We start from the raw sequence: 26,796 nt of genomic DNA on the forward strand, positions 1-26,796 counted from the left end.
ATCTTCTTGCAGCCCTGCACAATTTGCGGCTCGCTGAAGCGGACCTCTCATTCCCTTTCCACGCACTGTCCGGCAGGCTTTGACCCTTGGCGCCAGGGTGAGCACATGGCGTTTTTGTGATAGTGACCTATGAATGTAACCCTGATAGATACCATCGTTACCCGCAGCCGGGCCTTAAGCCCGTGGACGGGATTTTACTTTTTGCAGTCGCTGCTGATTAACTTTGCGCTCGGCTATCCCTTCAGCCTGCTTTATGCAGTGGCTTTCACCTGCATCCTGCATGTGCTGTGGCGAGCGGCCCCGCGCGCGCAAAAAGCGTTGGTAGGGGTCTGTTCGCTGATTGCTGCGATGTATTTCCCGTTTGGCCAGGCCTACGGCGCGCCAAACTTCAACACCCTGCTGGCGCTGCACTCCACCAATATGGAAGAGTCGACGGAGATCCTGACGATCTTCCCGTGGTACAGCTACGTCGTCGGCCTTTTTATCTTTGCGCTTGGCGTCATCGCGGTTCGTCGCAAAGCAGACTCGAAGAGATCATGGGGAAAAATGGAGTCTCTGTGCCTGGCGTTTAGCGTGGGGACGTTTTTCGTTGCGCCGGTGCAAAACCTGGCCTGGGGCGGCGTGTTCAAGCTAAAAGATACGGGCTATCCGGTGTTCCGTTTCGTTAAAGACGTCGTCGTGAACAATAAAGAGGTTCTCGACGAGCAGGCGCGCATGGCTGAACTTTCCAATATGAAAGACACCTGGAACGTGCTGGCGGTTAAGCCGAAATACCATACCTATGTGGTGGTGATTGGCGAGAGCGCACGTCGCGACGCGCTGGGCGCATTCGGCGGGCACTGGAATAACACACCGTTTGCCAGCTCTGTCAACGGCACCCTGTTTACCGATTATGTGGCGGCCAGCGGCTCGACGCAGAAATCGCTCGGCCTGACGCTGAACCGCGTGGTGGATGGCAAACCTCAGTTTCAGGATAATTTCGTCACGCTGGCCAACCGCGCCGGTTTTCAGACCTGGTGGTTCTCCAATCAGGGGCAAATTGGCGAATACGACACCGCCATCGCCAGTATTGCTAAGCGTGCTGACGAAGTGCAGTTCCTGAAGAGCGGTGATTTTGAAGCCGACAAAAACACCAAAGACGAGGCGCTGCTGAAGATGACGGCGCAGGTCTTTGCTACCCCGCGCACCCAGCCGCAGCTGATTGTTCTGCACCTGATGGGATCGCACCCGCAGGCCTGCGATCGCACTGGCGGTAAATACGCGGAGTTTGTGCAGTCGAAAGAGACCTCTTGCTATCTCTATACCATGACGCAAACCGATGAGCTGCTCAGCAAGCTTTACGATCAGCTGCGCAATACGGGCGAAAGCTTCTCTGTGGTCTATTTCTCTGATCACGGGCTGGCGTTTAAAGAGCGTGGCAAAGAAGTGCAGTATCTGGCGCACGACGACCAGTTCCAGCAGAATTTCCAGGTGCCGTTTATGGTGCTGTCGAGCGATGATAAAACGCATCGCGTTATCAAAGCGCGGCGCTCGGCGAATGATTTCCTGCAGTTCTTCTCGCAGTGGACGGGGATTAAGGCCAAAGAGATAAAAAATGATTACCCGTTTATCTCCAACAAGAAAGCGCCCCCAGTGTACGTTACCAACTTCAAGTTACAGAAAGTTGACTATAACCATCTGGGTACCGATATTTTTGATATTAAGAGTAAGTAAGCTGTGCGATCTCGTGCGGTCTGATGCCCTCACCCTGACCCTCTCCCACAAGGAGAGGGAAAAGCTAAAAAAAAATCCGCCACATTGGGCGGATTTTTTATTAGCTCACCGAAGTGATTAGAAGCGGTAACCTACGCCCGCGATCCAGGTGCCAACGTCAACGTTGCGGATACGGCTCTGCTCATAGGAGAAGTCCAGAGCCACGTCCTGGATTGGGTTGAACTGCAGGCCTGCGCCATAGGAGAAGCCGTAGTCGCTGTTGCTTGCAGTGCGGTTCAGACCCTGGTTTTCGGTCTGCTGGAATTTACCGTAGCCAACACCTACAACACCGTAGATGCTCGCCCAGTCGTTCAGACGGTAAGCTGGACCAGCAGTGATACCGTAGTACTGGCCTTTGTTGTATGCGCCGTTTTCAGTACGATCTTTCTCGGTGTAGGTGAAAGAACCGATCACGCCCAGCGGGTTGTTATCCTGCTCGTAACGATACTTCAGGTTGAAACCGTTGGTTTTGTTCATCACGCCCTGCATATCGCTCTGAGCGTAACCACCAGTTACAGTAGAAGTAGCAGCTACAGCGGTACCTGCGGAAACAGCCAGTACAGCGGCCAGTGCTGAAAGACATGCAATTTTTTTCATAACCACCTCAAATGTGCTTCAAGTAAGTCCGTAAGTTTTAAATATATCAAAAAAATTTGCGAAACTCTTTGTGATTCGTGATGTCTAATGAGGCCTTTCCTGTAACAGAACGTTTCCAACCTCAGCTAACTCTTTCAAATCACATGCGATTTTTCCTACTAAACGCCCATATTGCGCGTCTGCGCCGTTACATTCATCCAGATTATTCCTAATCTTTCAGGTGATAAATCCACCAGCGCTTAACCATTTTACGGATTTCACGGGTCTTTTTTTTCAACCTAGTCTCAACCGTAGCTGTATATTTCCTTTACACTGCAACCTTTACTCCACTTGACATTAGCTGACAGGAGAAAGGATGCCTGGGTTATCCCGCACGTCGTCGGTCTGGTTGCCGGTAGCCGTCATACTTATTGCCATGTTGTCCATCCAAAGCGGTGCTTCGCTGGCAAAATCGCTTTTTCCACTGGTGGGTGCGCCCGGGGTAACAGCCCTGCGTATCGTGCTGGGAACGGCGATACTGGTCGTCATCTTCAAACCCTGGCGTCTGCGCTTCAAAAAAGAGCAACGTCTCCCCCTGCTTTTTTATGGTCTGTCCCTCGGGGCAATGAACTATATGTTCTACCTCTCCATCCAGACCATCCCGCTGGGGATTGCCGTCGCGCTGGAGTTTACCGGCCCGCTGGCGGTCGCGCTTTTCTCGTCACGTCGTCCGGTGGATTTTATCTGGGTCGTGCTGGCCGTTCTGGGCTTATGGTTCCTGCTGCCGCTCGGCCAGAATGTCTCTGAGATTGATCTGACGGGCGCAGCGCTGGCGCTGGGAGCAGGAGCCTGCTGGGCCGTCTATATACTCACCGGGCAGCGAGCGGGTGAAGAGCATGGCCCGGCAACGGTCGCCCTGGGTTCCGTGATTGCGGCTATCGTTTTTGTGCCGATCGGTATGGCGCAGGCCACGGAGTCTATCTGGCAATGGTCAGTCATGCCCATCGGGCTGGCGGTCGCTATTCTTTCAACGGCTCTCCCCTATTCTCTGGAGATGATTGCCCTGACGCGTCTGCCGACGCGCATATTTGGCACCCTGATGAGCATGGAGCCCGCCCTTGCGGCGATCTCCGGGATGGTGTTCCTGGGCGAAACGCTGACGTTTACCCAGACGCTGGCGCTCTGCTCAATTATCGCGGCGTCAATGGGGTCAACGCTCACCATGCGCCCTGAACCCAAAGTTGAGAAAATCGACATCGGCTAATGCCATATATTCTGCATGGCTTCACGGCCATGCAGAATAAAGGCCAGAACGCCATCCGTTATAATTTCTTACATAGTTTGTCATATAACCGAAATATCCTTCCCCACCCATTCCCCTCTACGCGAATTAAGATTGATCTGTATCAATTTTAAAATTATTCATTAATTTCAATAAATTAAATTATCAATCTCCTTCTTGCTATTAAACCGATAGGCACAGCCAGACCGCAGAGAAAAAATCCGGTGCTATACTTAGTTCCGTAATTACTTGGGACATAAACATCAAGAGGATATGAGATTATGAGTACCGCTAAACTGGTGAAAACGAAAGCGTCTAATCTGCTTTATACCCGTAACGATGTATCGGATAGCGACAAAAAAGCGACCATTGAGTTGCTGAATCGCCAGGTGATCCAGTTCATCGATCTTTCGCTGATCACCAAACAGGCCCACTGGAATATGCGCGGTGCAAACTTCATTGCCGTCCATGAAATGCTGGATGGCTTCCGCACAGCACTGGTGACACACCTCGATACGATGGCTGAACGTGCCGTTCAACTGGGTGGTGTCGCGCTTGGGACCACGCAGGTGATCAACAGCAAAACGCCGCTGAAAAGCTACCCGCTGGATATCCACACCGTTCAGGATCACCTGAAAGAGCTGGCGGACCGCTACGCGATTGTGGCCAATGACGTGCGCAAAGCGATTAGCGAAGCCAAGGATGAAGATACCGCAGACATCTTCACCGCCGCATCCCGCGACCTGGATCAGTTCCTGTGGTTTATCGAATCTAACATCGAGTAATCCATAAGACTTTCCTGTCAAACCCTCGCCTCTGGTGAGGGTTTTGCACATTTATGGTGCACAGTTTTTGCCTTAGACGGTGCAAAAGTGAATAAATTGTAATAATCACCTCACACAACCGTTAATGGAAGATTGTTTTTTCGTCAGAATTTACGCTTAATATCTCCCCGTCAGTTGACCCAAACGAAGCGCACCAAAATGGTGCTCCATGCTGGTGCAACACGACATCATTGCCACGCTTTTTGTGCAATGTATGATTTCATCCCCTTTGTAAAACAACAGCTTGTAAAGTTGGCACGATTTTTTCATTGTGCCAGTCGTTCTCGCAGGGGATCGCCCCGTGGATATAAAAGGAAATGCTATGAAGTCTGTATTAAAAGTTTCACTGGCTGCACTTACCCTGGCTTTTGCGGTGTCCTCTCAGGCTGCCGACAAACTGGTTGTGGCGACCGACACGGCGTTCGTTCCGTTTGAATTCAAACAGGGTGACAAATACGTTGGTTTTGATGTTGATCTGTGGGCCGCTATCGCCAAAGAACTCAAACTGGACTACACCCTGAAGCCGATGGACTTCAGCGGCATCATCCCGGCGCTGCAAACCAAAAACGTCGATCTGGCGCTGGCGGGCATCACCATTACCGAAGAACGTAAAAAAGCGATCGACTTCTCTGACGGCTACTACAAAAGCGGCCTTCTGGTGATGGTCAAAGCGGATAATAACGACGTAAAAAGCGTGAAAGACCTCGACGGTAAAGTGGTAGCAGTGAAGAGCGGCACCGGTTCCGTGGATTACGCGAAAGCGAACATCAACACCAAAGACCTGCGCCAGTTCCCGAACATTGACAACGCGTATATGGAACTCGGCACCAACCGTGCTGACGCTGTTCTGCACGATACGCCGAACATCCTGTACTTCATTAAAACGGCTGGTAACGGCAAGTTCAAAGCCGTGGGCGACTCTCTGGAAGCTCAGCAGTACGGTATCGCGTTCCCGAAAGGCAGCGACGATCTGCGCACCAAAGTTAACGGCGCGCTGAAAACGCTGAAAGAGAACGGCACCTACAACGAAATCTATAAAAAATGGTTCGGTACTGAGCCTAAATAATTTTACCTGAATTCAGGTTTATAGCGCCCGGCGGCGCTCACGCTGGCCGGGCCTACATTTTTCGTTTTTCACCACGGTATACAGGAATACATCATGCAGTTTGACTGGAGCGCCATCTGGCCTGCCATTCCACTCTTGCTTGAAGGCGCTAAAATGACCCTGTGGATTTCGGTCCTGGGTCTGGTAGGTGGGTTGATTATCGGTCTTGTCGCCGGTTTCGCCCGCACCTACGGTGGCTGGATTGCAAACCACATCGCACTGGTTTTCATCGAAGTGATCCGCGGCACGCCGATTGTCGTGCAGGTCATGTTTATCTACTTCGCCCTGCCAATGGCCTTTACCGACCTGCGCATCGATCCGTTCAGCGCGGCCGTCGTGACCATTATGATCAACTCGGGCGCCTACATCGCGGAAATCACCCGCGGGGCGGTGCTGTCGATTCATAAAGGTTTCAGCGAAGCCGGTCTGGCATTAGGTCTTTCTCGTCGCGAAACGATCCGTCACGTTATTCTCCCGCTGGCGCTGCGCCGCATGCTGCCGCCGCTGGGTAACCAGTGGATCATCAGCATTAAAGATACATCGCTGTTCATCGTTATCGGCGTGGCCGAACTGACCCGTCAGGGCCAGGAAATCATTGCGGGCAACTTCCGCGCGCTGGAAATCTGGAGTGCGGTCGCCGTTGTTTATCTGATCATTACGCTGGTACTGAGCTTCGTTCTGCGCCGTCTTGAAAGAAGGATGAAAATCCTGTGATTGAATTTAAAAACGTCTCCAAGCACTTTGGCCCAACCCAGGTGCTGCACAATATCGATCTGAATATCAAGCAGGGTGAAGTGGTGGTGATTATCGGGCCTTCCGGTTCCGGTAAATCGACCCTGCTGCGCTGCATCAACAAGCTGGAAGAGATCACCAGCGGCGATCTGATCGTTGACGGTCTGAAGGTAAACGACCCGAAAGTGGACGAGCGTCTGATTCGTCAGGAAGCGGGCATGGTGTTCCAGCAATTCTACTTGTTCCCGCACCTGACGGCGCTGGAAAACGTGATGTTTGGCCCACTGCGCGTGCGCGGTGCCAACAAAGCGGCGGCGGAAGCGCTGGCAAAAGATCTGCTGGCGAAGGTTGGCCTGGCGGAGCGTGCGCACCACTACCCTTCCGAGCTCTCCGGTGGGCAGCAGCAGCGTGTGGCAATTGCGCGCGCGCTGGCGGTGAAACCGAAGATGATGCTGTTTGATGAGCCGACGTCCGCACTCGACCCGGAGCTGCGCCACGAGGTGCTGAAAGTCATGCAGGATCTGGCGGAAGAAGGGATGACGATGGTGATCGTGACCCACGAAATCGGCTTTGCTGAGAAAGTGGCTTCCCGCCTGATCTTTATTGATAAAGGCCGCATCGCCGAAGACGGTAACCCGCAGGAATTGATCGCGAATCCGCCTAGCCAGCGTCTGCAGGAGTTCCTGCAGCACGTCTCCTGATTCGCTACATACCGAGCCGGGCTTGCCCGGCTTTTTTACGCCAGATTGTTCCCAAAAACTCCCCTCCGCCTCTCGCCCTCTATACTTATCATTTTGCACGATATTTTTGTCGGAGGACGCCGTGCCGTGGATCCTGCTGCTGTTGATAAGCCTGTTTAGTGCGCCATCGCTCGCCGTGGCAATCCCCGGCGTCACCACCGGAGCAACTGCTACTCAGCAAAATACGCCACCTCCGGAGCCGGATGCAGAACAAAAAAAAGCGGCCTATAGCGCACTTGCCGACGTCCTTGAGAATGACACCTCCCGGCAGGAGCTGATCGATCAGTTGAGGAAGGTGGCCGCCACGCCGCCTCAGGATCCGGTTCCGACCATTACGCCACCGCAGGTCGAAGAGGAAAAGACGGTACTGGAAAACGTCACCGACATCAGCCGCCGCTACGGGGAAGCCCTGTCGTCGCGTTTTGCCCAGCTCTATCGAAATCTTGTTGGCACCTCGCATAAACCTTTTAATCCCCACACCTTCACCGCAGCCGCCACGCAGTTTGCGATTCTGGCGGGTGCCGTATTCATTTTTTACTGGCTGCTGCGCCTGTGCGCCTGGCCGCTCTACCGGAAGATGGGCCACTGGGGACGGAAAAAAAATCAGCATAAAAGCAGCTGGCTGCACCTCCCGGCCATGATTACCGGGGCGTTTATCATCGATTTACTGCTGCTGGCCCTGACGCTGTTTGTCGGTCAGGTGCTGGCGGACCGCCTCAATACGGGCAACAAAACCATTGCCTTCCAGCAGGCGCTCTTCCTGAATGCGTTTGCGCTCATCGAATTTTTTAAAGCGGTGCTGCGCGTCATCTTTTGCCCGCGCGTGCCTGAACTTCGCCCTTTCAACATCAACGACGACAGCGCGAAATACTGGGCCGTGCGGCTAAGCGTGCTCAGCGGGCTGATAGGCTACGGCCTGCTGGTTGCCGTGCCGATTATCTCCAACCAGGTCAACGTGCAGTTTGGCGCGCTGGCGAACGTGCTGATTATGCTCTGTATAACCGTCTGGTCTCTGTACCTTATCTTTCACAATAAAAGGGCGATCACCGAGAGTCTGCTGCATCTGGCCGACCGTTCCCTCTCTTTCTTTAGCCTGTTTATCCGCGCCTTCGCGCTGGTGTGGCACTGGCTGGCAAGCGCGTATTTTATTGTGCTGTGCTTCTTCTCGCTGTTCGACCCGGGAAACAGCCTGAAATTTATGATGGGGGCGACGTTTAAAAGCCTGGCGATTATCGGCATCGCGGCGTTTGTGTCCGGGCTGTTGTCCCGCTGGATCTCGAAAACCATCACCCTGTCGCCGCAGGTGCAGCGTAATTACCCGGAACTGCAAAAGCGGGTGAACGGCTGGATGTCGGTATCGCTGAAGGTGGCGCGCATCCTCACCGTCTGCGTGGCAATTATGCTGCTGCTGAATGCGTGGAGCCTGTTTGATTTCTGGAACTGGCTGCATAACGGCGCAGGCGAGAAGACCGTCGATATTTTAATTCGTATCGCGCTGATTCTGTTCTTCTCCGCCGTCGGCTGGACGCTGCTGGCGAGCCTTATCGAGAACCGTCTGGTATCGGATATTCACGGCAGACCGCTCCCCAGCGCCCGCGCGCGCACGCTGTTGACCCTGTTCCGCAATGCGCTGGCGGTGATCATCAGCACCATCACCATCATGATTGTGCTATCGGAAATCGGCGTGAATATCGCCCCGCTGCTGGCGGGTGCAGGCGCGCTGGGGCTGGCGATCTCTTTCGGCTCGCAAACGCTGGTGAAGGATATTATTACCGGCATCTTTATCCAGTTTGAGAACGGGATGAACACAGGGGATCTGGTGACCATCGGGCCGCTGACCGGTACCGTGGAGAGGATGTCGATTCGCTCGGTAGGCGTGCGTCAGGATACCGGGGCATATCACATCATTCCCTGGTCATCGATCACTACCTTCGCCAACTTTGTGCGCGGCATTGGCTCCGTTGTGGCCAACTACGATGTGGATCGTCATGAAGATGCCGACAAAGCGAAGCAGGCGCTGCGGGATGCGGTCAGTGAACTAATGGAAATGGAGGATATTCGCGGGCTGGTGATTGGCGAGCCGTCGTTTGCCGGCATCGTTGGGCTGACCAACACGGCGTTCACCCTGCGCGTGTCGTTCACCACCCAGCCGCTGAAGCAGTGGACGGTGCGCTTTGCCCTCGACAGCATGGTGAAAAAGCACTTCGATCTGGCGAACGTGCGAACGCCGGTGCAAACGTATCAGGTATTGTCGCCGCCCGCCTCGCCGCTCCCTCCGCAGGAGCCGACGCTGTAACCGAGCCGGGTGGCGGCTTTGCCCTACCCGGCCTACGGCGGGATACTATTTGCGACGTTTGTTATCGTCCATAAACGACCAGGCGATAAAGCGGCTCTGCTTCTGGCCCTGCGCCATCTCTTTTTTCACCACTTTTACGGCGCCCGCTTCGCTCAACGCGCGGTAGAGCGGCGGCAGGTTATCCCCGCGGGAAACCAGCGTCGTGAACCACTTCACCTGACGGCCAAACTGTTTGCTTTCCGCAATCATGCGCAGGATGAAGGCAACTTCACCGCCCTCGCACCACAGCTCCTGCTGCTGCCCGCCGAAGTTCAGCGCGGCGTCTTCCGCCTGACCGAGGTTGCGGCGTTTACGCTCGCTGCCCGCGCGAGCAGTTGCCGCCGAATCATGAAACGGCGGGTTGCACATCGTAGCGTCATAGCTTTCGTTTTTATGAATAATGCCGTTGAAGATGGAAGCCGCCTCTTTCTGACGACGCAGACGAATGGAACGGCTCAGGCCAGGGTTCGCGCTGATAATCGCCTGCGCGCTGGCAAAGGCCTCGGCGCCGATTTCGCTCCCGGTAAAGCGCCAGTGATATTCATGTACGCCAATCAGCGGGTAAATCAGGTTTGCCCCGGTGCCTATATCCAGGATGGAAGCCTGCTGCGGTACAGCGCCGTCACGATCTTCGGCAAGCAGATCGGCAAGGTGATGAACGTAATCAGCGCGGCCCGGCACAGGGGGGCAGAGAAAGCCTTCCGGAATATCCCAGTGAGCCACACCGTAAAAATGCGCCAGCAGGGCTTTGTTCAGCGTTTTCACCGCCTGCGGATCGGCAAAGTTGACGGTCGGCTCACCCGCTGGGGTCTGGACAATATAGTCCTGCAGCGCAGGGCAGCTCTGGCACAGGGCGTTCATGTCGTAGCGGCTGCGGTGGCGATTTCGTGGGTGCAATCCCGGCTTTTGGGAAGTCATGGCGTTCTCCTTTAAACAGCGGCGTAAGATACCCTGTGCTGGCCCAGCGGTAAATCTTTCTCTGCGGCGCTTAAAAAAACACCGTAAATCAAACACCTCTACGTCTATGATCTGTCAGCGAATTGTCAGTTTTTATCGTTCAAAAAATAAGCAGATCATCATCAAATATTTGCGCTAAGTCACACTCGTCAGGCTTCTAAACTTAAAGGGAATCACCTGTTGTTTCCTCATGAGGATGTGATTATGAAAAAGTACCTGACCCTTGCTGTTATCGCCGGCGCCCTGGCAACGGCTTCATTTTCTACGATGGCCGTTCAGTCACTGAATGAAAATACCGATACTAGCCAGCTGCGTCCGGCGGGCACCGTCTCGGTAAGTCGCGCAAGTAACCTGGACGATCTGCAGAATAAACTGGCCGAAAAAGCCCGCCAGGAAGGTGCGAAAGGCTTTGTCGTGAACTCCGCTGGCGGAGATAACCATATGTACGGCACAGCAACCATCTATAAATAATTTTTTTCCTCCACAACCAGACTGCATCTGCCTGCCAGATGCAGTTCATTTCCGCTTTATCTTGATTGTTCATTTTTTAACCCCATATTAGTAGCAGGGTCTAAACCGATTTAAGGAGGATGCCATGGCTTCCGGTTGGGCGAATGACGACGCCGTTAACGAACAGATCAACAGTACCATTGAAGATGCGGTTGCGCGCGCTCGCGGCGAGATTCCGCGCGGCGAAAGTTTGAAGGAGTGCGAAGAATGCGGAGAGCCGATCCCGGAGGCGCGGCGTAAAGCCATTCCAGGCATAAGGTTATGCATTGCCTGCCAACAGGATAAAGATTCAAAAAATGCCTCACATTCAGGTTATAATCGCAGAGGATCGAAAGATAGCCAGTTACGCTGACTCTCCTTTACCTAAGTTAACCCTGCCTGCACTTACCTTTACGCTCACGGTTTTTAGCGAACCGCGTAGCAAAATGTGCCCTTCATCTTTCTTCTGTAAAGCGCATCCACAAGAAGTGTAAAGCGCTGGTTTGAATTTATTAATATTCAATAAGTTATTTGTAATTCAATTTTTTTGACTGACCACGTCAATTCTCTTCGATTTTATCCCTCAGGAAAAAACGTGATACTTATCACATCGACGGAACATCGTCCCCTTAACAGAAAACACCTGCGAGAGATTAATTATGAAAACCATCAAATATGCTGTAGCTGCTGTTGCCCTGTCCGCTCTGTCTTTCGGCGCATTCGCCGTAGAGCCTGTTTCATCCACTCAGGCCCAGAGCATGAATAAAATCGGTGTGGTAAGTGCAGAAGGCGCGACCACGCTGGACGGCCTGGAAGCCAAGCTGGCTGAGAAAGCCGCTGCTGCCGGTGCAAGCGGATACACCATCACCTCCGCTAACACCAATAACAAGCTGAGCGGTACTGCGGTTATCTACAAATAATCGCCTGAAATGAATGCTGTACCCTCGCCAAACCCTCTGGTGAGCTGCTCCAACCCTCATTGACCCTGTTGTTTGTTACCCTTGCTTGCCCGTCCGCCACTGGACGGGCTTTTTTTTGCTTAAAACGACTGTGCCACCCGCTGTAACCCCGCTTCCACCGTCTCTACCTCCCCTGTCGCCAGCAAGCAGCAGGCCATTTGCAATTTGATCGACTGTGGGACCGGCACATTTCCGGCCAGGCACTGCGTAATCCAGTGCGCGGTAACCTGCGGATCTTTTGACTCCGGCAGAATCACATCGCTGTTTTCTTCCCCGCGTTCAAGCACAACGCGCGTACCGGCAGAATCGATCAGCATCAGCTGTGGGCAACGCTGCGGATTGGCGTACACCTCCCCTTCTGTTCCGTGCATCAGCAGTGCGCGTCCACCGATTTCGGCAAAGAACTGACCGACGCGCGTCACGTACTCCGGATGAGAAACACTGGAAAGGCGCAGTGCGTCATCCTCAGCAAACGGCGTTGCCAGCTTCGCCAGGGTGTGCGCACTGTTACGCACGCCCATGCGCCAGCGCATGTCCAGCTGCTTTTCCAAAGGCGGGCAGAGCGCACGAACGGGAATATAGACCGGCTGGTTCCCCTCCAGCTTTGCCTGCGCCTGGCCGGCATGGAGAGTCGGTTCAATGCCCAGCAGTTCAAAGATGGTTTCTGTCAGTACGCGCGTGGGATCTTCGCTGACCCCATGAACCACCACCGGGAACCCCAGCTTATGTAACAATATCGCCAGCAGCGGCGTCAGGTTTGCCTGCTTGCGCGCCCCGTTATAGCTCGGGATCACAATCGGCATCGGTTTTGCCACCGGCGGTGTTAAGCGCAGCGTTTGCGCCTGCATCGCCTCGTAGAAACCACGCATCTCCGCTTCGCCTTCGCCTTTGATACGTAGCGCAATCAGGATGCCGCCCATTTCCAGGTCCGGTACCTCGCCGTTGAGCATACGGGTGTAAAGCGCGCGAGCGGTTTCATGGTCCAGGTCGCGGGCGTGGTTTTTCCCACGTCCTACCTCTTTGATAATTTTGCGATAATCCACGACATTCCTCCTGACAGCCTATCTTGTTAACACTATAGCCCTGATGAATGGCTGGCCGTTAGTTTTTTATCCCTTGAGACAACCTTCTGTTTTGATGGCAAAAAATAAACACAAGCTTTTTTTCAATTATTTGTGATTTCTATAGCAGATTCGTATTCATACATTTTTTGATTAAATAACCAGCGGAAAGTCATTAAGGGTCAACGGTGAAAACGTCCAGGCAACGCTCTCACCCGAAACATATCAGGATTTGCTATGAATAAGGTTGCTTTAGGTTTAATCATCGCCGCAGCGGTGGGATGTTCTGCATCCACGTTTGCGGCAACGAACGGTGAAGGGCAAATAAACTTCACCGGCGAAATTATCGATTCTGCTTGTCAGGTCGTAAATGGATTAAGTAATCCATTAAATGTACAGCTGGGTAAAGTGTCTAAAACGGTATTTACCGGTGCAGGCTCTACCAGCACCTTAACGAAGTTTGATATTCAGTTAACGAATTGTCCTGACACGGTCACCTCCGCCGCCATTAACTTCGGCGGAACACCGGATGCGAATAACAATTCAACGCTTGCCTTAACGCCAGATACCGATGCGGCGACAGGGGTGGCGATTCAGCTGGTGGATGCCTCGCAGCAGCCTGTCAGCCTGTATACGCCGTCTCAGCAGTATCAGTTAACCTCCGGCACGGCGGTTAACGATCTGGAGTTCGGCGCACGCTATATCCAAACCGGCCCGGCAATTACCGCAGGCCCTGCTAACTCCGTTTCAACCTTCACCGTTATTTATAACTGATCTTATCAATCCGGAGATATTAATGCTTTCGCGAGCATTAATATCTTCTCTATTCATTGAGAAATCTTTATGCGCCACGGTTATTTACTGAGCACGCTTTTACTGGTAGCAACTGCTTCACATGCTGGGGTCATTATTAACGGCACCCGACTGGTCTATCAGGGAGATAAAAAGGAATCTTCTCTTGGTCTTTCAAATCCAGATGCGACGGATTATCTGGTGCAGTCCTGGGTTGATTCCGGCGGTAAAAACCTGGCCAAAGCCCCGTTTCTGATCACCCCGCCGCTTTTCCGTCTGGATGCGCACGAAGATAACGTTCTGCGCGTGGTGCGTACGGGCGGAAATTTACCGGAAGACAGGGAATCCCTGTACTGGCTGAACATTAAAGCGATCCCTTCCTCAAAGCACGTTGAGGGGGTGAATACGCTGCAAATTGCTATCAATACCCGCATTAAATTGCTCTATCGCCCGTCTGCAGTAAAAGGCCGTCCAGAAGATGTGGCGGATAAACTTGAATGGCGCCGCGAAGGGAACGATCTGGTGGTGAATAACCCCACTCCGTTCTATATGAATTTCCAGACCGTTACGCTGAATGGTCATAAAGTCGCGAAAGCCACCTGGGCTGTTCCGAAAACGGAAACGCATTTTGCCTTACCGGGTAATGTCGGGGGCGCGGACGTGACGTATTCCATTATTACCGACTACGGCAGCATCAGCCATACCTGGTCGAAATCCGTTCATTAATTTTTTCCCGGTAATAAAATAATTATGTACAGCCATAAAAAGCCGTTCACCTGCCGATTGTCTTCATTGCTGGTCATTCTCTGTGGCCTGGCAATGGCGATCTTTGCGCAGCAGGTTATGGCTGATGATTATTTTAACCCTGCCCTGCTGGATATTGATAATCCCCAGCAGGGTAAAACCGATTTGTCCATCTATGAAAAAGGGCCAGGACAGGCGCCGGGGAAATATGAGGTCGCGGTATTTATCAATAATAATAAAATTGATACCCGCAACGTGACCTTTACGCTTCAGAAAGATTCACAGGGCAACAGCACGCTGCAGCCTTGCTTTAGCCTTGAGGAATTAAAAAGCCTCGGCATCAAGACCAAAAAGTTTCCGCAGCTGATGGCTAAAGGCCAGTGTGCTGATTTACATGCCATCCCTGCGGCATCCGCCACCTTTCGCGTTCGCAACCAGCAGCTGCTGATGAGCATCCCTCAAACGGCGCTGGGCCAGGTACCTCGCGGTTACATTGATCCGAAAGAGTTTGACGAAGGGATCGCTGCGGGCCTGCTTAATTACAGCGCCAATGCCAGCCACAGCCGCGCGCGACAGCACGGTGAGCAGGATAACAGCAGCCAGTACGTGAACCTGCGTCCGGGCCTGAACGTTGGCGCATGGCGCATTCGCAACTATTCCACCTGGAATCGCAGCACCACGGGCCATGAAGAGGAGCAGAAATTCACCTCCGTTTATACCTATGCGCAACGCGATATCGTGGCAATGAAAAGCGACATCACCGTCGGCCAGAGCTCGTCCCCTGCCGACGTGTTTGACAGCGTCCCCTACACCGGGGTGGAGCTGAAATCCGACAGCGACATGCTGCCGGACAGCGAGAAAGGCTACGCGCCGATTATCCGCGGCACGGCCCACAGCAACGCGCTAGTGGTGGTTCGCCAGAACGGCTACGTCATTTATCAGAACACGGTCGCGCCGGGCGCGTTCGAAATTAACGATCTCTACCCCACCGGCAGCAGCGGCGACCTGCAGGTTACCGTGAAAGAGACCGACGGCAGCGAAAGCCATTTTGTCGTGCCGTTTGCCTCCGTGCCGGTCTTGCAGCGTGAAAAAAACCTGCGCTACAGCGTGACCGCCGGGCGTTATCGTTCCTATGACAACGATGTCGAAAAGACCCCGTTTGCCCAGGGCAGCGCCATCTACGGTTTACCCTACGGTATCACCGCCTACGGCGGCGTTCAGCAGAGCAGCCATTATCAGTCTCAGGCAGTGGGTGTCGGGAAAAACATGGGCGATTTAGGCGCCTTCTCCATTGACGTCACTCGCGCCAAAGCCCTGCTGAAAAAACAGCAGGCCAGCAAAGGCCAGTCGTGGCGCGTGCGCTACAGCAAAGATATCGCCCAGTCAGGCACCAACTTCTCGCTGGCCGGCTACCGCTATAACAGCAAAGGTTTTTACACCCTGGAAGACACCATGGAGTCGTATACCCGCTCTGACGACTGGTCTGAACCGCAGCAGCGCCGCGCCCGTACCGAAGCCACCGTCGACCAGACGCTGCCGGAAGGCTGGGGTTCCGTAACCCTGAGCCTGGTGAAAGAGACCTACTGGACCCAGAGCCAGGACATGACCTCGGTGAGCGTCAGCTACAACAACAGCTGGCACGGCGTGAGCTACAGCCTCAGCTACAGCATGAACAAAAACACCCGCGACAGCGATGAAGACGGCAATGAGGTGACGAACGACAACCAGTTCGCGCTGAGCGTCTCGGTGCCGCTGGACCACTGGATTCATAACACCTGGGCCACCTACAACCTGAACAACACCAAAGATGGCACCACGCAGAATATCGGTCTGAACGGTACGGCGCTGAAAGAAGATAACCTCAACTGGAATATTCAGGAGGGGGTGAGCAGTACCGGCAGCGGCAACTCCACCAGCCTCAACGCCGATTACAAAGCAACGTACGGCGAACTGAGCGGCGGCGTCAGCCAGGACAAATATCAGCAGACCGTGAACGTCGGCCTGCAGGGCGGCGTGGTTGCCCATGCGAACGGCATCACCCTGAGCCAGCCGCTCGGTGAGACCATCGCGCTGGTGAAAGCGCCGGGCACGCACGGAACGCACATCACTAACCAGACCGGCGTTGAAACCGACTTCCGCGGCTACACCGTCGTCCCGTTTGTGACCGCGTATCGCCACAACACCATTGCGCTGGATACCGAAACGCTGCCGGACAATGCCGACGTCACCCACGCGGCGCAGATCGTCACCCCTACCCGCGGGGCAGTGGTGCGCGCCAGCTTTAACACCCGCGTGGGCAACCGCGTGCTGATGACGCTGACGCACAACGGCAAACCGCTGCCGTTCGGCGCGACGGTCACCACCGAGGATAAGGACAGCGAGTTTATTGTGGGTAATGACGGCCAGACCTATCTTTCGGGTCTGCCGCAGCAGGGGCATCTCGCCGTTTCCTGGGGACAGGACGCGAGCGAGCGCTGCATCGCTGACTATGCGCTAACGGATGAGAAAGAGAAAACCAGCATCATTAACGCTGCCGCGCAGTGTCATTGATTCACCCTTCAGGCTAACGACTATGCAAATGATAAAACAGTGCTTTTTCTTACTGATTCTGGGCACCGCGGCGTTATTTATGCCGCATGCGAAGGCTGGCTGCACTACGCCCGATATGCCGAAAATGATCAACGTTGCCACCATTTCGGTCCCGACGACGCTGGCCGTTGGCGCGACCATTCCCGGGACGGAGCAGACTGTACACGTCGCGGGTAACTGCAACTCTCCTTACGAGAGCGGGCTGGAAATCATCTCCTGCTATTACGGAAGTGGTTCGGAGATCCCCGGGTTGACCGGCGTTTATGACACAGGCGTGCCTGGAGTCGGCATTGCCTTAAAGAACGACCAGGGCCAGCGCATTTCAGGTGGGGGCAAGGTCGCCTGCGATTCCCGCAGTACGCCCATCGGCTATGTCTCGACCGATGGATACCTGTCGTTTGATTTTAACGTCACGCTTGAGCTGGTTAAAACCAGTGATGTGGTACAGTCCGGCACGCTGCTTCAGGCGCAAACAGAGTTCGGTATTGGCGTATATGGCTACGACGGCATTGGTTCACCCAATGTTATCGCCTACGCAGGAAACGTTAACTTCCAGAACGTCACCTGCTCCGTCTCCCCAAAAAACCTGACCATTAATCTGGGCAACTTCCCGGTCAGCGATTTTGTCAGCGTGGGGATGCTATCCAGCCCGGCGCAAAACTTTGACGTGACGGTGAACTGCAACAGCAACGTGCAGCCTGAAGTGAAGATCACCAGTTCAAATGGTTATGAACCGGGGTCAGATGGGGTGATCAAACTCACCCGGCAGCCGGGCATGGCTACCGGCGTCGGGGTCAGAATGCTGTTTGACAACCATCCTGCCACCTTTGATACCTACGTGAACACCCAAAGCCAGGCCATCGCCAACCAGACGCTGGCGATCCCGTTTGAGGTTCGCTACGAACAAACCAGTGATGTCGTGACGCCAGGCCCCGCCAATACCGTCGCCACCGTTACCCTCGCTTATAAGTGACGCTCATGAAAAAGACAGCTCTGATGCTGGCGTTGGGCCTGATAGCCCAGGCCCACGCCGATGATATTGAGATCCAGATGACAGGGAATATTTACGCCAACACCTGCGTCATTGACAGCGCCAGCCGCAACCTGACGGTGGATTTAGGCCAGGCGGTATCAGGTAATTTTAAAGATGTAGGGGATACCGGCGAGTGGAAAGATTTTTCGCTCTCGGTATCGCACTGTCCCGCTACGCTGGCGCTTGCCACGGCCTATTTCTACGGCCAGGCAGACAGCGTGCACCCGACGAAATTCGCCAACACCGGCAGCGCGAAGGGGCTGGCGCTGGAGCTGGCCGACCGTCAGGACAAGATCCTGATCGCCCCGCAGGCGGCATTTAACGTGCCGATTAACCCGGCTGACCACACGGCCACGTTTCCGCTCTCCGCCCGCTATTACGCCACGTCTATGCCCGTCTCCGCAGGCACGTTCAGCAGCGTGGTGCAGGTGACCTTTACTTACCAGTAGGACCGCGCCCCTTAGCACGGATGCTTTTCCTGCGCCCGGCGGCCAGTTTTGCCGGGCGTTTTTTTACCTCCGGCACCTCCGGCTGTTCGATCGGGAAGATCGGCAGCGCGTTCAGCAGCCGCTGGCCGTAATTTTTGGTGAGCAGACGTTTATCATAGATCACCACCTCTCCCCAGCAGCCGTGGCTACGAATCAGACGCCCGACCTGCTGAATCAGGTTAAACGACGCTGCGGGTAAACTCTGCACCTCAAACGGATAGCGGTTGAGGCTTTTCAGCCACTCGCCCTCGGTGATCACCACCGGGCTGTCGATGGGCGGGAAAGCGATTTTATGGATATGCACCTGCGTCAGGTAATCTCCCTTCAAATCCAGCCCTTCGGCAAAGGACTGTAGCCCCACCAGCACGCTGCGCTCGCCGTTATCAATACGTTTGCGGTGCGTTTCCACCAGCCGGTAGCGGGGCTGGTCGCCCTGCACCAGCAGGAGTAAACGCAGGTCGGTGACGTGCTCCAGGAAGCGCTGCATCGCCCGCCCGCTGGCAAACAGCACCAGCATGCCGGGATATTTTTTACTTTCGACCTGCTCGCGGAAGTAGGCCGCCATCTCCGCAATGTGCTGCTCTTCGTTGTCGATAAGCGGCTCGTATTTCATGCGTGGAATGACCAGCTTGCCCTGCTCGCAGTGGTTGAACGGCGAGTCCAGCGCCACAAAACGATCGCCCGCTTTCTCCTTCAGGCCGCTCATCTCCTGCAACCGTGAAAAGCTGTTCAGAGAGCGCAGCGTCGCAGAGGTCACCACCACGTGCGGCACGCTGCGCCAGATCAGCTTTTCCAGCTGATCGGCCACGCGGATACCCACGCAGTGGAAGAACAGATGAACCTGCCCGTCGCGCACCTCGCGGGTGGCCCATTTGGTGACCGGCGCGCCCGACGCCTGCGCCATCGAGGCCAGCCGCCAGAGCTTGCTCTGCGCCTCAAACATCCCCAGCGCGCGGTTCATTTGCAGCAGGATGCGGTGCAGTCGCACCACGTCGTGCGAGCCCGTTTTCTCGCTGAGGTCGTTCAGGAACATCTCCGCCAGCCCGCGCAGCTTTTCGAGATGCTTAGCCAGCTGCTGGCAGATCTCCATCACCTCTTCGGGCAACTCGCCCATCGCGAAGCGGTGTTCTGCCTCCTGGGCTGCCGGAAGATAAAGATTGAGGATGTTATTCAGAGACGAGATAAGGCTGTAAACCTCTTCGCAGTGGTCGCTCAGCCGCTCAGGGACCGCCAGCGGCGGCGTGGTTTTCGGGCGAAACTGCTCCATGCAGGTCGCCACCAGTTTGCAGAACAGATCCAGCTGAAGTCGGAACCACGGAGCGGTGATTTCCGCGCTCATCTCCAGCGCGTCCCGCGCCACGTCAGGCAGGTGGTGGCCTTCGTCGAGCACCAGCAACAGGTTTTTCGGCTCCGGCAGCACCGCTTCGCTCTCCAGCGCCGCCATCACCAGCGCGTGGTTGGCGACAACCACCTCCGCCTCCTGGATCTCGCGCCGGGCGACGAAGAACGGGCATTCCCGGTAGTAGTGACAGTTGCGGTTCAGGCAGCTTGCTTTATCGGTACTGAGCCTGCGCCACAGGTCGTCGCTAATCGCCAGGCTGGTGTGATCCCGCAGGCCGTCCCACTTATAGCCGTCGAGCTCGGCTTTCAGCTTTGCGCACTGCTCCTGCTCGGCTTTGTTGTTTGGCGTCAGCTCGTCATCCAGAAAGGCGAGCAGATCCTGCTGCGAGGGCTCGCTGCTGGCCAGCGCCGCCAGGTTACGCGGACAGACGTAGCGCCCGCGCCCAAAGGCGGCGGTGAAGCGGAGATCGGGGATGATTTTGCGCAGCAGCGGCAAATCTTTGCTGAAGATCTGATCCTGCAAGGCCACGTTCGCAGTGCTGACCACCAGCGTTTTGTCCTCTTCCCGCGCAATAGCGATGCCGGGAATGAGATACGACAGGGTTTTCCCGACGCCGGTCGGGGCTTCAATCGCCAGATGTCGCCCGTCGTCCCCGGCGAGCGTTTTTGCCACGTCGGCAATCATCTGCCGCTGCGGCGCTCGGGGGATAAAATCGGGGATCTGCTGCTGAAGCGCCTTATACCAGGCGCCTATTTGCGCTTTCAGCGCCGCGGTTAAAGCCATTGGAAAACCTGAAATACTGTATAAACAGCCACTATTGTGGCACTTTCTCTTCGCCGTCGCAAAAAGAAAAGCCCGGCTTTACGACCGGGCTTCCAGATTACTGCGGGTTAGCAGGCTTGCGCGGGCGGCGTCGGCGCTGCCCCTCGCCTGCCGGTTTCCCTTCGCCGCTGCGCCACGGGCTTTCACCGGCCGGCTTGCCGTCGTTATTACGACGCGGCGGTTTGCCGGATGACTTCGGCGCGCCACCTTCAGCACGACGCGGCTGCTGGCCGCGACCACCGCCGCCCTGACCGCGACCACCACCCTGACGACCGTTCTGAATCGGCTCCGCTTTGATGGACGGGTCCACTTCATAGCCCGGGGTTTCGATGCGCGGGATCTCTTTCTTCAGCAGGCGTTCGATATCGCGCAGCAGCTTGTGCTCGTCCACGCAGACCAGAGAGAGCGCCTCACCTGTTGCTGCCGCACGGCCGGTACGACCGATACGGTGAACGTAATCTTCCGGGACGTTTGGCAGCTCGTAGTTCACCACGTGCGGCAGCTCTTCAATATCGAGGCCACGGGCAGCGATGTCGGTCGCCACCAGCACGCGGATGTCGCCGGACTTGAAGTCCGCCAGCGCGCGGGTACGCGCGCCCTGGCTCTTGTTACCGTGGATCGCCGCGCTGCGGATGCCGTCTTTATTCAGCTGTTCCGCCAGGTGGTTGGCGCCGTGCTTGGTACGGGTAAAGACCAGCACCTGCTGCCAGTTGCCCTGACCGATCATCTGGGAGAGCAGCTCCCGCTTGCGCTTTTTATCCACAAAGTGAACGTGCTGCGTCACCTGCTCGGAAGCGGTGTTGCGGCGCGCCACTTCCACTTCCAGCGGGTTATGCAGCAGCTTTTCCGCCAGCGCCTTGATCTCATCGGAGAAGGTCGCGGAGAAGAGCAGGTTCTGGCGACGCGGCGGCAGCTTCGCCAGCACGCGACGAATATCATGAATGAAGCCCATATCGAGCATGCGGTCGGCTTCGTCCAGCACCAGAATTTCAATGCTGTCGAGCTTCACCGCGTTCTGGTGTTCCAGATCCAGCAGACGGCCCGGCGTTGCCACCAGCACGTCCACGCCGCCGCGCAGCTTCATCATCTGCGGGTTAATGCTCACGCCACCGAACACCACCAGCGAGCGAATGTTGAGATAGCGGCTGTACTCACGCACGTTCTCGCCAATCTGGGCTGCCAGCTCGCGGGTTGGGGTGAGGATCAGCGCGCGCACCGGACGACGGCCTTTGGCGTGCGGCTGGTTTTTTACCAGCAGCTCTAACAGCGGCAGGGTAAAGCCCGCGGTTTTACCGGTGCCGGTCTGGGCGCTGGCCATCAGGTCACGGCCCTGAAGCACGGCCGGAATAGCCTGCTGCTGGATAGGGGTTGGCTCAACGTAGCCCTGCTCTGCGATCGCGCGCAGAATTTCCGGGTTCAGGCCAAGGGAATCAAAAGACATAAAAACTCCGAACCGCCCCGACCATCACAGGTGTAGTTTTCAGGGAGATATCACGAATAGAAGGACAAAAACCACAATGTCGCGAAGGTGCGGAGTGTAGCAGCTTTTGTGACGTGGCGCATAAAATATCCCTGTCGTATCCCTCGACGATTAAGCGATTCAGGTATAATTTTAATCAATCGATTGATTAATTTTTAATGCCGACATGAATACGACACCGACGACAACCAAAGGTGAACAGGCCAAAAGCCAGCTTATCGCCGCCGCGCTGGCGCAGTTTGGCGAGTATGGCCTGCATGCCACCACGCGGGATATCGCCGCCCAGGCCGGACAAAACATCGCGGCCATTACCTACTATTTTGGCTCAAAAGAGGATTTATACCTCGCCTGCGCCCAGTGGATTGCCGATTTTATTGGCAACAATTTTCGCCCGCACGTTGAGGAGGCCACCGCGCTGCTGAGCCAGCCGACGCCGGATCGTACCGCTATCAGGCAACTTATCCTCAATGCCTGCCACAATATGATCCGCCTGCTGACGCACGACGATACGCTCAACCTGAGCAAATTTATCTCCCGCGAGCAGCTCTCCCCCACTGCCGCTTATCAACTGGTACACGATCAGGTGATTGCCCCGATGCACACCCATCTGACCCGGCTGATTGCCGCCTACACCGGGCGGGACGCCAGCGATACCGACACCATTTTGCATACCCACGCCCTGCTGGGCGAAATTCTCGCCTTCCGTCTGGGGCGTGAAACCATCCTGTTACGCACGGGCTGGGCACAATTCGATGAGGATAAAGCCGCGCAGATTAGCCAGGTCATCACCTGTCATCTCGATCTGATCCTGCAAGGCTTAACGCAAAGGAGCCTGAAGTGATGAAAAAACCTGTCACCATCGTTCTGGTGGTTGTTGTTTTGCTTGCCGCGGGAATCGGTGGCTGGCTGTGGTATCAGAGCCAGCAGGATCGGGGCCTGACGCTGTACGGTAACGTGGATATTCGCACGGTGAATATGAGCTTCCGCGTCGGCGGACGTCTCGCCTCGCTGAGCGTTGACGAAGGCGATGCCATCAAAGCCGGGCAGACGCTGGGCGTGCTGGATAAAGCCCCCTTTGAGAATGCGCTGATGCAGGCAAAAGCCGGCGTCTCCGTCGCCCAGGCGCAGTATGACCTGATGCTGGCGGGCTATCGCGATGAGGAGATTGCCCAGGCCGCTGCCGCCGTTAAGCAGGCCAAAGCCGCCTACGACTACGCGCAGAACTTCTATAACCGCCAGCAGGGACTGTGGAAAAGCCGCACCATTTCCGCCAACGATCTGGAAAACGCGCGGTCATCCCGCGACCAGGCGCAGGCGACGCTGAAATCCGCGCAGGATAAATTAAGCCAGTACCGCTCCGGTAACCGCGAGCAGGACATCGCCCAGGCGAAGGCCAGCCTCGAACAGGCGCAGGCGCAGCTGGCTCAGGCGGAGCTGGATCTGCACGACACTATCTTAACCGCCCCGTCTGACGGCACGCTGATGACCCGCGCGGTAGAGCCGGGCAGCATGCTCAGCGCGGGCAGCACCGTCTTGACGCTGTCCTTAACCCGTCCGGTATGGGTGCGGGCCTACATTGATGAGCCGAATCTCGGCCAGATGCAGCCGGGCCGCGAGCTGCTGCTCTATACCGACGGTCGCCCGGACAAGCCGTATCACGGCAAAGTGGGCTTTGTCTCCCCTACCGCCGAATTCACCCCGAAAACGGTAGAAACGCCGGATCTGCGTACCGACCTCGTGTACCGCCTGCGCATCATCGTCACCGACGCGGACGACGCGCTGCGTCAGGGCATGCCTGTTACCGTGACCTTAAACGACGGGGAACGACATGAATGATGCGGTTATCCAGCTCAATAAACTGGTCAAACGCTTCCCCGGAATGGATAAACCGGCGGTCGCGCCGCTGAACTGCACCATTCAGAAAGGCTACGTGACCGGACTGGTGGGCCCGGACGGCGCGGGCAAAACCACGCTGATGCGGATGCTGGCGGGGCTGCTGAAGCCGGATGAAGGTTCGGCCAGCGTGCTTGGCCTTGACCCGATAAAAGACGACGGCGCGCTCCACGCCATGCTCGGCTATATGCCGCAGAAGTTTGGCCTGTACGAAGATCTGACGGTGATGGAGAACCTCAATCTGTACGCCGACCTGCGCAGCGTCACCGGTGAAACCCGGCAGAAAACCTTCGCCCGACTGCTCGAATTTACCTCCCTCGGCCCGTTCACCGACCGACTGGCGGGCAAGCTTTCCGGCGGGATGAAGCAGAAACTGGGGCTGGCCTGTACGCTGGTGGGCGAACCAAAAGTGCTGTTGCTCGATGAACCCGGCGTCGGCGTGGACCCGATCTCCCGCCGCGAGCTGTGGCAGATGGTGCACGAGCTGGCGGGCGACGGGATGCTGATCCTCTGGAGCACCTCCTACCTCGACGAGGCCGAGCAGTGCCGGGACGTGCTGCTGATGAACGAAGGCGAACTGCTCTATCAGGGCGAACCGACCGAGCTGACGCACACCATGGCCGGGCGCAGTTTTCTGCTGCACAGCCCGCAGGAGTCCAACCGCAGGCTGCTGCAGCGGGTGCTGAAGCTGCCGCAGGTGAGCGACGGGATGATTCAGGGCCGCTCGGTACGCGTGATCCTCAAAAAAGAGGCCACCGTCGACGATATTCGCCGTGCGCCGGGCATGCCTGAGATTGAAATGGACGAGACCGCCCCGCGCTTTGAAGATGCGTTTATCGACCTGCTGGGCGGTGCAGGCACGTCGGAATCGCCCCTTGGCGCGATCCTGCACACGGTGGAAGGCACGCCGGGCGAAACGGTGATCGAAGCAAAATCGCTCACCAAAAAATTCGGGGACTTCGCCGCCACCGACAACGTCAACTTTGCGGTGAAGCGCGGCGAGATATTTGGCCTGCTCGGACCGAACGGCGCCGGAAAATCAACCACCTTTAAAATGATGTGCGGCCTGCTGTTGCCGACGTCCGGCAAGGCGCTGGTGCTTGACATGGATCTCAAGGTCAGTTCTGGCAAAGCGCGCCAGCATCTCGGCTATATGGCGCAGAAGTTCTCGCTGTACGGCAACCTGACGGTCGAGCAGAATCTGCGCTTTTTCTCTGGGGTGTACGGCCTGCGCGGGCGGGCGCAGAATGAAAAAATCCGCCGCATGAGCGACGCCTTCGGGTTAACGAATATTGCGTCCCACGCCACCGACGAGCTGCCGCTCGGCTTTAAGCAGCGGCTGGCGCTGGCCTGCTCGTTGATGCACGAGCCGGATATCCTGTTTCTTGATGAACCTACGTCAGGCGTCGATCCCCTCACCCGCCGCGAGTTCTGGCTGCACATCAACAGCATGGTGGAAAAAGGCGTGACCGTGATGGTCACCACCCACTTTATGGACGAGGCAGAGTATTGCGACCGCATCGGGCTGGTCTACCGCGGCAAGCTGATTGCCCACGGCACGCCGGACGACCTGAAAGCGCAGGCCGCCGACGACGCACAGCCAGACCCGACCATGGAGCAGGCGTTTATCACCCTCATCCACGACTGGGATAAGGAGAATGCTCATGCGCAGTAACGTCCTTTCCTGGCGCCGGGTGCGCGCCCTGTGCATCAAAGAGACGCGGCAGATCGTGCGCGATCCCAGCAGCTGGCTGATTGCGGTGGTGATCCCCCTGCTGCTGCTGTTTATTTTTGGCTACGGCATTAACCTCGACTCCAGCAAGCTGCGGGTCGGTATTTTGCTGGAGCAGCAGAGCGAAGAGGCGCTGGACTTCACCCACGCCATGACCGGCTCACCCTACATTGACGCCACCGTCAGCGACAACCGGCAGGAACTGATCCAGAAAATGCAGGCCGGGAAAATTCGCGGCCTGATCGTCATCCCGGTGAATTTCGCCGCCAACATGGCGCGCCCGGGTGCCGATGCGCCGATTCAGGTGATTACCGACGGCAGCGAGCCGAACACCGCCAACTTCGTGCAGGGCTATGCGGAGGGGATCTGGCAGCTCTGGCAGATGCAGCGCGCCGAAGACCGGGGCGAGACGTTTGAACCGCTCATCGATGTGCAGACGCGCTACTGGTTTAACCCCGCCGCCATCAGCCAGCACTTTATTATTCCGGGGGCGGTGACCATCATTATGACGGTGATTGGCGCGATCCTCACCTCGCTGGTCATCGCCCGCGAGTGGGAGCGCGGCACCATGGAGGCGCTGCTCTCCACCGAGGTGACGCGGGTTGAGCTGCTGCTGTGCAAGCTCATCCCCTACTACTTCCTCGGCATGCTGGCGATGCTGCTCTGCATGCTGGTCGCGGTATTTATTCTTGGCGTGCCGTATCGCGGCTCGCTGGTGGTGCTGTTCTTTATCACCAGCCTGTTTTTGCTCAGCACGCTGGGGATGGGGCTGCTCATCTCCACCATCACCCGCAACCAGTTTAACGCCGCGCAGGTGGCGCTCAACGCCGCTTTCCTGCCATCGATTATGCTCTCCGGGTTTATCTTCCAGATAGACAGCATGCCTGCGGTGATCCGCGCTGTGACCTACATCATTCCGGCGCGCTACTTCGTGAGCACGCTGCAGAGCCTGTTTCTGGCGGGGAATATCCCGGTGGTGCTGATTATCAATACCCTGTTTTTGCTGGCGTCGGCGGTGATGTTTATCGGGTTGACGTGGCTGAAAACCAAACGGCGACTGGATTAAGGA

General features: G+C 56.1%; 24 protein-coding genes. 19 read left to right on the forward strand and 5 right to left on the reverse strand.

Annotation, left to right across the window (positions count from 1 at the left end; translation table 11 throughout):
* Positions 1-129: 129 nt before the first annotated feature.
* Positions 130-1,713 (forward strand): phosphoethanolamine transferase, encoded by a 1,584-nt coding sequence (locus IM295_RS08560; RefSeq protein WP_193066545.1) that lies wholly within the window; start codon positions 130-132, stop codon positions 1,711-1,713.
* Between the two features lie 117 nt (positions 1,714-1,830).
* Here IM295_RS08560 and ompX read toward each other — a convergent pair whose 3' ends face one another.
* Entirely contained in the window at positions 1,831-2,349 is a 519-nt protein-coding gene (gene ompX / locus IM295_RS08565; protein ID WP_028012448.1) for an outer membrane protein OmpX, read from the reverse strand.
* 355 nt (positions 2,350-2,704) lie between these two features.
* Between ompX and rhtA the strand changes: the two genes are divergently transcribed.
* The 6 genes from rhtA (at position 2,705) to ybiO (ending at position 9,307) form a co-directional block, all read left to right on the forward strand.
* Positions 2,705-3,592 carry a threonine/homoserine exporter RhtA gene (gene rhtA, locus IM295_RS08570; RefSeq protein WP_041910716.1) on the forward strand — a complete coding sequence of 296 codons (888 nt, stop codon included), beginning with the start codon at positions 2,705-2,707 and terminating at the stop codon, positions 3,590-3,592.
* A 299-nt stretch (positions 3,593-3,891) separates the two neighbouring features.
* Positions 3,892-4,395 carry a DNA starvation/stationary phase protection protein Dps gene (gene dps, locus IM295_RS08575; protein ID WP_008501171.1) on the forward strand — a complete coding sequence of 168 codons (504 nt, stop codon included), beginning with the start codon at positions 3,892-3,894 and terminating at the stop codon, positions 4,393-4,395.
* Between the two features lie 361 nt (positions 4,396-4,756).
* The gene (gene glnH, locus IM295_RS08580; RefSeq protein ID WP_193066546.1) at positions 4,757-5,500 is read left to right on the forward strand and encodes a glutamine ABC transporter substrate-binding protein GlnH; all 744 of its coding nucleotides are present in this window, start codon (positions 4,757-4,759) and stop codon (positions 5,498-5,500) included.
* Between the two features lie 93 nt (positions 5,501-5,593).
* Positions 5,594-6,253, forward strand: coding sequence for a glutamine ABC transporter permease GlnP (gene glnP, locus IM295_RS08585; RefSeq protein WP_003858462.1), 660 nt, complete (start codon positions 5,594-5,596; stop codon positions 6,251-6,253).
* Positions 6,250-6,972, forward strand: coding sequence for a glutamine ABC transporter ATP-binding protein GlnQ (gene glnQ, locus IM295_RS08590; RefSeq protein WP_028012446.1), 723 nt, complete (start codon positions 6,250-6,252; stop codon positions 6,970-6,972). The genes glnP and glnQ overlap by 4 nt, the downstream gene beginning before the upstream one ends.
* Positions 6,973-7,093: 121 nt before the next feature.
* Positions 7,094-9,307, forward strand: coding sequence for a mechanosensitive channel protein (gene ybiO / locus IM295_RS08595; protein ID WP_193066570.1), 2,214 nt, complete (start codon positions 7,094-7,096; stop codon positions 9,305-9,307).
* Positions 9,308-9,352: 45 nt separating this feature from the next.
* Here the strand turns inward: ybiO and rlmF are convergent, their stop codons facing one another.
* Positions 9,353-10,264, reverse strand: coding sequence for a 23S rRNA (adenine(1618)-N(6))-methyltransferase RlmF (rlmF, locus tag IM295_RS08600; RefSeq protein WP_193066547.1), 912 nt, complete (start codon positions 10,262-10,264; stop codon positions 9,353-9,355).
* Between the two features lie 243 nt (positions 10,265-10,507).
* On the opposite strand from rlmF, the gene mcbA reads away from it, so the two are divergent.
* From mcbA to ybiJ, 3 genes are all read left to right on the forward strand, one after another.
* Positions 10,508-10,774 (forward strand): DUF1471 family periplasmic protein McbA, encoded by a 267-nt coding sequence (gene mcbA, locus IM295_RS08605; protein WP_193066548.1) that lies wholly within the window; start codon positions 10,508-10,510, stop codon positions 10,772-10,774.
* Positions 10,775-10,898: 124 nt separating this feature from the next.
* Positions 10,899-11,165 (forward strand): DksA/TraR family C4-type zinc finger protein, encoded by a 267-nt coding sequence (locus tag IM295_RS08610; protein ID WP_193066549.1) that lies wholly within the window; start codon positions 10,899-10,901, stop codon positions 11,163-11,165.
* Positions 11,166-11,451: 286 nt separating this feature from the next.
* On the forward strand, positions 11,452-11,712 hold the full coding sequence (gene ybiJ, locus IM295_RS08615; RefSeq protein ID WP_014883102.1) for a DUF1471 family protein YbiJ: 261 nt from the start codon (positions 11,452-11,454) through the stop codon (positions 11,710-11,712).
* Between the two features lie 119 nt (positions 11,713-11,831).
* Here the strand turns inward: ybiJ and ybiB are convergent, their stop codons facing one another.
* Positions 11,832-12,794, reverse strand: coding sequence for a DNA-binding protein YbiB (gene ybiB / locus IM295_RS08620; RefSeq protein WP_193066550.1), 963 nt, complete (start codon positions 12,792-12,794; stop codon positions 11,832-11,834).
* A gap of 255 nt (positions 12,795-13,049) precedes the next feature.
* On the opposite strand from ybiB, the gene IM295_RS08625 reads away from it, so the two are divergent.
* The 5 genes from IM295_RS08625 to IM295_RS08645 all read left to right on the forward strand — a co-directional run bounded on the left by IM295_RS08625 (position 13,050) and on the right by IM295_RS08645 (position 18,419).
* Positions 13,050-13,586 carry a fimbrial protein gene (locus IM295_RS08625; RefSeq protein WP_028012440.1) on the forward strand — a complete coding sequence of 179 codons (537 nt, stop codon included), beginning with the start codon at positions 13,050-13,052 and terminating at the stop codon, positions 13,584-13,586.
* 69 nt (positions 13,587-13,655) lie between these two features.
* Complete coding sequence (locus IM295_RS08630; protein ID WP_126300420.1) at positions 13,656-14,330, forward strand: molecular chaperone; 675 nt, start codon at positions 13,656-13,658, stop codon at positions 14,328-14,330.
* A gap of 24 nt (positions 14,331-14,354) precedes the next feature.
* Entirely contained in the window at positions 14,355-16,898 is a 2,544-nt protein-coding gene (locus tag IM295_RS08635; protein ID WP_193066551.1) for a fimbria/pilus outer membrane usher protein, read from the forward strand.
* 22 nt (positions 16,899-16,920) lie between these two features.
* The gene (locus IM295_RS08640) at positions 16,921-17,910 is read left to right on the forward strand and encodes a fimbrial protein (RefSeq protein WP_126326677.1); all 990 of its coding nucleotides are present in this window, start codon (positions 16,921-16,923) and stop codon (positions 17,908-17,910) included.
* Positions 17,911-17,915: 5 nt separating this feature from the next.
* Positions 17,916-18,419, forward strand: a complete 504-nt coding sequence (locus IM295_RS08645) for a fimbrial protein (RefSeq protein WP_045259961.1) — start codon at positions 17,916-17,918, stop codon at positions 18,417-18,419.
* On the opposite strand, the gene dinG is transcribed toward IM295_RS08645, so the two are convergent.
* Positions 18,406-20,583 carry an ATP-dependent DNA helicase DinG gene (gene dinG, locus IM295_RS08650; RefSeq protein ID WP_063449288.1) on the reverse strand — a complete coding sequence of 726 codons (2,178 nt, stop codon included), beginning with the start codon at positions 20,581-20,583 and terminating at the stop codon, positions 18,406-18,408. The two genes, IM295_RS08645 and dinG, sit on opposite strands and share 14 nt — an antisense overlap.
* A 97-nt stretch (positions 20,584-20,680) precedes the next feature.
* On the reverse strand, positions 20,681-22,063 hold the full coding sequence (gene rhlE, locus IM295_RS08655) for an ATP-dependent RNA helicase RhlE (protein WP_028012434.1): 1,383 nt from the start codon (positions 22,061-22,063) through the stop codon (positions 20,681-20,683).
* Positions 22,064-22,268: 205 nt separating this feature from the next.
* Between rhlE and cecR the strand changes: the two genes are divergently transcribed.
* Genes cecR through IM295_RS08675 form a run of 4 tightly spaced genes read left to right on the forward strand, consistent with a single transcriptional unit; the run spans position 22,269 to position 26,793 of the window.
* Complete coding sequence (gene cecR, locus IM295_RS08660) at positions 22,269-22,943, forward strand: transcriptional regulator CecR (protein ID WP_028012433.1); 675 nt, start codon at positions 22,269-22,271, stop codon at positions 22,941-22,943.
* Positions 22,943-23,938 (forward strand): secretion protein HlyD, encoded by a 996-nt coding sequence (gene hlyD / locus IM295_RS08665; RefSeq protein WP_047368141.1) that lies wholly within the window; start codon positions 22,943-22,945, stop codon positions 23,936-23,938. The genes cecR and hlyD overlap by 1 nt, the downstream gene beginning before the upstream one ends.
* Positions 23,931-25,670, forward strand: coding sequence for an ATP-binding cassette domain-containing protein (locus tag IM295_RS08670; protein WP_193066552.1), 1,740 nt, complete (start codon positions 23,931-23,933; stop codon positions 25,668-25,670). The genes hlyD and IM295_RS08670 overlap by 8 nt, the downstream gene beginning before the upstream one ends.
* On the forward strand, positions 25,660-26,793 hold the full coding sequence (locus tag IM295_RS08675) for an ABC transporter permease (protein WP_193066553.1): 1,134 nt from the start codon (positions 25,660-25,662) through the stop codon (positions 26,791-26,793). The genes IM295_RS08670 and IM295_RS08675 overlap by 11 nt, the downstream gene beginning before the upstream one ends.
* Positions 26,794-26,796 lie beyond the last annotated feature (3 nt).

Origin of the sequence: Enterobacter cloacae complex sp. P14RS (assembly GCF_014895895.1) — a bacterium.
Classification (GTDB): domain Bacteria; phylum Pseudomonadota; class Gammaproteobacteria; order Enterobacterales; family Enterobacteriaceae; genus Enterobacter; species Enterobacter bugandensis.

Bases quoted from the DNA above. Each gene is read 5' to 3' on its own strand.
- IM295_RS08675 (WP_193066553.1), top strand. From the start codon at position 25,660: ATGCGCAGTAACGTCCTTTCCTGGCGCCGGGTGCGCGCCCTGTGCATC.
- rhtA (WP_041910716.1), top strand. From the start codon at position 2,705: ATGCCTGGGTTATCCCGCACGTCGTCGGTCTGGTTGCCGGTAGCCGTC.
- IM295_RS08635 (WP_193066551.1), top strand. From the start codon at position 14,355: ATGTACAGCCATAAAAAGCCGTTCACCTGCCGATTGTCTTCATTGCTG.
- IM295_RS08670 (WP_193066552.1), top strand. From the start codon at position 23,931: ATGAATGATGCGGTTATCCAGCTCAATAAACTGGTCAAACGCTTCCCC.
- dinG (WP_063449288.1), bottom strand. From the start codon at position 20,583: ATGGCTTTAACCGCGGCGCTGAAAGCGCAAATAGGCGCCTGGTATAAG.
- mcbA (WP_193066548.1), top strand. From the start codon at position 10,508: ATGAAAAAGTACCTGACCCTTGCTGTTATCGCCGGCGCCCTGGCAACG.
- IM295_RS08610 (WP_193066549.1), top strand. From the start codon at position 10,899: ATGGCTTCCGGTTGGGCGAATGACGACGCCGTTAACGAACAGATCAAC.
- rlmF (WP_193066547.1), bottom strand. From the start codon at position 10,264: ATGACTTCCCAAAAGCCGGGATTGCACCCACGAAATCGCCACCGCAGC.
- IM295_RS08645 (WP_045259961.1), top strand. From the start codon at position 17,916: ATGAAAAAGACAGCTCTGATGCTGGCGTTGGGCCTGATAGCCCAGGCC.
- dps (WP_008501171.1), top strand. From the start codon at position 3,892: ATGAGTACCGCTAAACTGGTGAAAACGAAAGCGTCTAATCTGCTTTAT.
- glnP (WP_003858462.1), top strand. From the start codon at position 5,594: ATGCAGTTTGACTGGAGCGCCATCTGGCCTGCCATTCCACTCTTGCTT.
- IM295_RS08560 (WP_193066545.1), top strand. From the start codon at position 130: ATGAATGTAACCCTGATAGATACCATCGTTACCCGCAGCCGGGCCTTA.
- rhlE (WP_028012434.1), bottom strand. From the start codon at position 22,063: ATGTCTTTTGATTCCCTTGGCCTGAACCCGGAAATTCTGCGCGCGATC.
- IM295_RS08625 (WP_028012440.1), top strand. From the start codon at position 13,050: ATGAATAAGGTTGCTTTAGGTTTAATCATCGCCGCAGCGGTGGGATGT.
- glnH (WP_193066546.1), top strand. From the start codon at position 4,757: ATGAAGTCTGTATTAAAAGTTTCACTGGCTGCACTTACCCTGGCTTTT.
- IM295_RS08640 (WP_126326677.1), top strand. From the start codon at position 16,921: ATGCAAATGATAAAACAGTGCTTTTTCTTACTGATTCTGGGCACCGCG.
- cecR (WP_028012433.1), top strand. From the start codon at position 22,269: ATGAATACGACACCGACGACAACCAAAGGTGAACAGGCCAAAAGCCAG.
- IM295_RS08630 (WP_126300420.1), top strand. From the start codon at position 13,656: ATGCGCCACGGTTATTTACTGAGCACGCTTTTACTGGTAGCAACTGCT.
- hlyD (WP_047368141.1), top strand. From the start codon at position 22,943: ATGAAAAAACCTGTCACCATCGTTCTGGTGGTTGTTGTTTTGCTTGCC.
- ybiJ (WP_014883102.1), top strand. From the start codon at position 11,452: ATGAAAACCATCAAATATGCTGTAGCTGCTGTTGCCCTGTCCGCTCTG.
- ompX (WP_028012448.1), bottom strand. From the start codon at position 2,349: ATGAAAAAAATTGCATGTCTTTCAGCACTGGCCGCTGTACTGGCTGTT.